The organism is Arenibacter amylolyticus, from assembly GCF_002150785.1.
Classification (GTDB): Bacteria; Bacteroidota; Bacteroidia; order Flavobacteriales; family Flavobacteriaceae; genus Arenibacter; species Arenibacter amylolyticus.
Genome location: NZ_MTAZ01000058.1, coordinates 1 through 3,653, shown reverse-complemented (window position 1 = coordinate 3,653; position 3,653 = coordinate 1). Strand labels below are relative to the sequence as shown.

The window sequence follows — 3,653 nt, the reverse complement described above, 5'->3', positions numbered from 1 at the left end:
TTGAGATAAATATACTTATGCAAGTCTAAAGGAGTGAAATTCCGGAGGAATTTTGTATCGAGAACCTTGGTTTGAAGCCGTTTCCTTTTAGGTTTATACCCCTAGAGACGCATTATCACCTCCTGCTTCTCGATACAATTTTGCTTCACTGCGTTTCGCAAAACCACTCGAAGTGACGGGGATGTATGAAGTTGTTAATTGGTAAGTTTAGAAAAGGAGCTAAGCCGTCAGTTCGAGTGAAATTCCGAAGGAATTTTGTATCGAGAACCTTCGTTAGAAGCATTTACCTTTCAGCTTAAATCTCTTAAGTGGCATTATCACCACCTGCTTCTCGATACAATTTTATTTCGCTAAGCTCAATAAAACCACGCGAAGTGACGAGATAGTAATGAAGCGTCATTTTAAGAAAGATTTTTTCGCCAAATTGGGCAACTTATCGAACTCGTTATCGATAAGGGCTTGTTTCTTAGCCCTTGACCAATTTTTAATTTGTTTTTCGGTTTCTATAGCCAAATTTACATCCGTGAATTCCGCGTAATAAACCAATGAAAGAGGTCTTCTGGAATAGGTATAGCTATCTATATGAGCCCCTGACCTGTGCTCTAATAGCCGTTTAGATAGGTTTGAAGTTATCCCAGTATAAAAGGTAAGGTCAGAGCATCTAAGAATGTAAACGTAGGAAATTTTCATAGGTTTTGATAGTGCACGATGACTTCAAGATACAAAACTATTTATAAGCCTGCTTTTTGATTTATTCCTTAGTGCCATTGAATACGCGAAGTCACAAGGGAGGTTGTCAGTTGATAGGATTACAAATGGAGATAAGTCGTCAGTTCGAGTGAAATTCCGTAGGAATTTAGTATCGAGAACCTTCATTAGAAGCATTTACCTTTCAGCTTAAATCTCTTAAGTGGCATTACCACCCCCTGCTTCTCGATACAATTTTATTTCGCTACGCTCAATAAAACCACTCGAAGTGACGGGGGGATTAATGTAACAATTGATCAATGTAGCGATGTACCAATGGGTTAATTTGGAGATTTGCCAATTTGGAAATTTGGGTATGAAGCCGTCGTTATGTAGGTATTCAAAAGTTTATACGCCGTCAGTTCGAGTGAAATGCCATAGGCATTTTGTATCGAGAACCTTCGTTTGGAGCACTTTTCTTTTGGTTCCAATCTTTTAAGTGTCCAACCTAAATCAGGGACGTACAACTATTCAATTTGTTTATTGCTTATTGTTTACTGATAATTGTAAAACTGCTCACTGACCACCGTTTACTGAATACTGAGCCAATTGTTCACTGAAAAAACTGTTTACTCCGCACTGGTTACTGGCAACTGAACTCCGTCAGTTCGAGTGAAATTCTGAAAGAATTTTGTATCGAGAACCTTGGTATGAAGGACTTTCTTTCGGTTTAAAACTCTTAAGTGGCAGAATGTACCGTTGCCACTGTATCTTATAACATATCTTCCCCTAGAACCAATATCCCAACTCAAAAGGCAATTATCCCCAATTTTTCCCGTTGTAAAATAAGTTAAAGTCAATTATTTGGACATATAAATAGACTCCATTAACGGGTGTCGAAAACGAGTGTTATCGTTCTAAAACCATAGGAAATAGGAAGGATTAAGGGGAGGTTTCATGAGCGGCTGATAGTCGATAAAATTTGTATCTTGCGGAGTTTTAATTGTGGCTCATAAACATGGGCCTATTATTGCAAATTGATCTAATTTATAGTTTTATGAATATTTACAGGATTATTTTAGTAGTATTATTGGTTGCTTCATTCAATGTTAATTCCGCCCAGGAATTGCAACTAACGGACAAGGATCATATCGTGGAAAGCGCCTGGATGGTGGGCCTAGGGTACAATTTTGTGGATGATTCCGATGGACAATTAAAGGGATTATTTAATGTTAAGGACAATTGGAATGCCTTGCCTTACCCATCGCGCTTAAGTATAGGTAGGTATTTTAAAAATGGCTTGGGTATAGAAGCCATTGGTTCCTATAATAAATATAAAGTAGGGAAGGTTGTTAGTGGAGCGGTAAACACTACCGAAATGGATTATTATTCGGTAGATGCCAGGGTGAGTTATGATTTAAACAAGATTATAGGGGAAACCGGTTTCTTTGATCCTTATGTAGGAGTTGGAATGGGATATACCAGGGCCAATAATCAGGATAGGGGGACATACAACGCCGTAGTTGGATTCAGAACCTGGTTTTCGGATCAATTCGGGTTAGATTTTAGTAGCTCGGGTAAGGTAGGTATCAATGTGGGGAACCACTTGCAGCATCATGCCGGAGTAGTATATCGTTTCGGTATAGAAAAAGGACTATCTAAGAAAGGCGTGCAAAAGCTGGCCATAATCAATGAAAACCAGCGAGTACAGGATTCTATCAACGCAGCTAAGAAAGCCGAGGAAGAAGCACGTTTACTTGCAGAGCGATTGGCAAGGGAGAAGGAGCAGGCGCGTTTAGCGGCAGAAGAGAAAGCGGAAAGAGATGCCGAAAATCAAAGAAGAGCCAGTATAGAAAGTCAGGTAAAGTCTGTAGGTCATGTTAATTTTGCTTTCAATTCCGCATGGGTAAGCAAAGCAGAAAAGGAACGTTTGGATAAGTTGGCCGAGATTATGGAAGCCCATTCCAGCATCACCATCAAGGTAAGTTCACATGCCGATGCCAGAGGCTCGCAGGAGTATAACTTAAAGCTGACGGAGAGAAGAGTAAAGAACACTATCGACTACCTGGTAAACGAGAAAGGAATAGACGCTAGCAGACTCAATGGAGAAGCCTTTGGTAAAAAACAGTTGCTAAACGACTGTGATGGTACTAAGTACTGCCCAGAAACCAAGCACAGAGAAAATAGAAGATCAGAATTCCAAGTAGCGAGCTTCTAATTGTAGCCCTGCTTCTAGCTCCTCACCTGCAGGCTCCTAAATAGATCCAGTAGTCAAAGTAGGGAGGACATAAGACTAAGTACAAACACCGGTTATGGTTCCAATTTATTTTGGACCGTAGCTGGTTTTTTGTTAATGTAGCAATTGGTCAATGTAGCGATGTACCAATGGTTTAATTTGGAGATTTGCCAATTTGTTAATGAGGGAATAAATTAATGTAGAAATTCAACAATGGATAAGTGTAGCAATGGTTTTAATTTGGGAATTTGTTAATGTGTTAATTTGAAAATATATAAATAATATATTAATGAGAACGTCATTTCGACAAGAGCCCTATTTCAGGGCGATTGGGAAATCTCACTAGCTGAGCATTATGGTTATTACTTGAAAGGTTAAGTTGTTAAGCTGATGAGGTTAAGCTGTTACGAGGTTATGAAGTCGTCAGTTCGAGTGAAATTCTGAAGGAATTTTGTATCGAGAACTCTTGGTTTGAAGCTGTTTCCTTTTAGGTTTAAACCCCTAGGGTGGCAGTATCAACCCCTGCTTCTCGATACAATTTTGCTTCACTGCGTTTCGCAAAACCACTCGAAGTGACGGGGGATTAATGTAGCAATTGATCAATGTAGCGATGTGCCAATGGGTTAATTTGGAGATTTGCCAATTTGGAAATTTGGAAATGGGGGGATTAATGTGGAAATGTACCAATGGGATAATGTAATAATAGGTGAATTTTATAAGTGCTGTGCTA

The 3,653-nt window shown here is 39.3% G+C and carries 2 protein-coding genes; one reads left to right on the top strand and one right to left on the bottom strand.

What is annotated here, in order from left to right:
• Positions 1-396: 396 nt before the first annotated feature.
• Positions 397-690: a GIY-YIG nuclease family protein gene (locus tag BV214_RS15290; RefSeq protein WP_086478377.1), complete on the bottom strand. Its 294-nt coding sequence runs from the start codon at positions 688-690 to the stop codon at positions 397-399.
• A gap of 1,054 nt (positions 691-1,744) precedes the next feature.
• Here BV214_RS15290 and BV214_RS15285 point away from each other — a divergent pair.
• Positions 1,745-2,905, top strand: coding sequence for an OmpA family protein (locus BV214_RS15285; RefSeq protein WP_086478378.1), 1,161 nt, complete (start codon positions 1,745-1,747; stop codon positions 2,903-2,905).
• Positions 2,906-3,653: the final 748 nt, after the last annotated feature.